Annotated in this window: 1 protein-coding gene; it reads left to right on the forward strand. The window is 54.2% G+C overall.

Features of this window, described 5'->3' with window-relative positions:
• A partial coding sequence (gene tuf, locus GO007_RS28810) for an elongation factor Tu (protein ID WP_095105814.1) occupies positions 1-908 on the forward strand: 908 nt, incomplete at both ends.

Raw genomic sequence — 908 nt, forward strand, 5'->3', positions numbered from 1 at the left:
CACGTAGACTGCCCGGGCCACGCCGACTATGTTAAAAACATGATCACCGGTGCTGCTCAGATGGATGGCGCGATCCTGGTTGTTGCTGCGACTGACGGCCCGATGCCGCAGACTCGTGAGCACATCCTGCTGGGTCGTCAGGTAGGCGTTCCGTACATCATCGTGTTCCTGAACAAATGCGACATGGTTGATGACGAAGAGCTGCTGGAACTGGTAGAGATGGAAGTTCGTGAACTGCTGTCTCAGTACGATTTCCCGGGCGACGACACTCCGATCATCCGCGGTTCTGCTCTGAAAGCGCTGGAAGGCGATGCAGAGTGGGAAGCTAAGATCGTTGAACTGGCTGGCTACCTGGATTCTTACATCCCGGAACCAGAACGTGCTATCGACAAGCCGTTCCTGCTGCCGATCGAAGACGTATTCTCCATCTCCGGCCGTGGTACCGTTGTTACCGGTCGTGTAGAGCGCGGTATCGTTAAAGTTGGCGAAGAAGTTGAAATCGTTGGTATCAAAGACACTGCTAAGTCTACCTGTACCGGCGTTGAAATGTTCCGCAAACTGCTGGACGAAGGCCGTGCTGGTGAGAACGTTGGCGTTCTGCTGCGTGGTATCAAACGTGAAGAAATCGAACGTGGTCAGGTACTGGCTAAGCCGGGTTCTATCAAGCCGCACACCAAATTCGAATCTGAAGTGTACATCCTGTCCAAAGATGAAGGCGGCCGTCATACTCCGTTCTTCAAAGGCTACCGTCCGCAGTTCTACTTCCGTACAACTGACGTGACTGGCACCATCGAACTGCCGGAAGGCGTAGAGATGGTAATGCCGGGCGACAACATCAAAATGGTTGTTACCCTGATCCACCCGATCGCGATGGACGACGGTCTGCGTTTCGCAATCCGTGAAGGCGG

Origin of the sequence: Klebsiella sp. 10-1 (genome assembly GCF_009758445.1) — a bacterium.
Classification (GTDB): Bacteria; Pseudomonadota; Gammaproteobacteria; order Enterobacterales; family Enterobacteriaceae; genus Klebsiella; species Klebsiella scottii.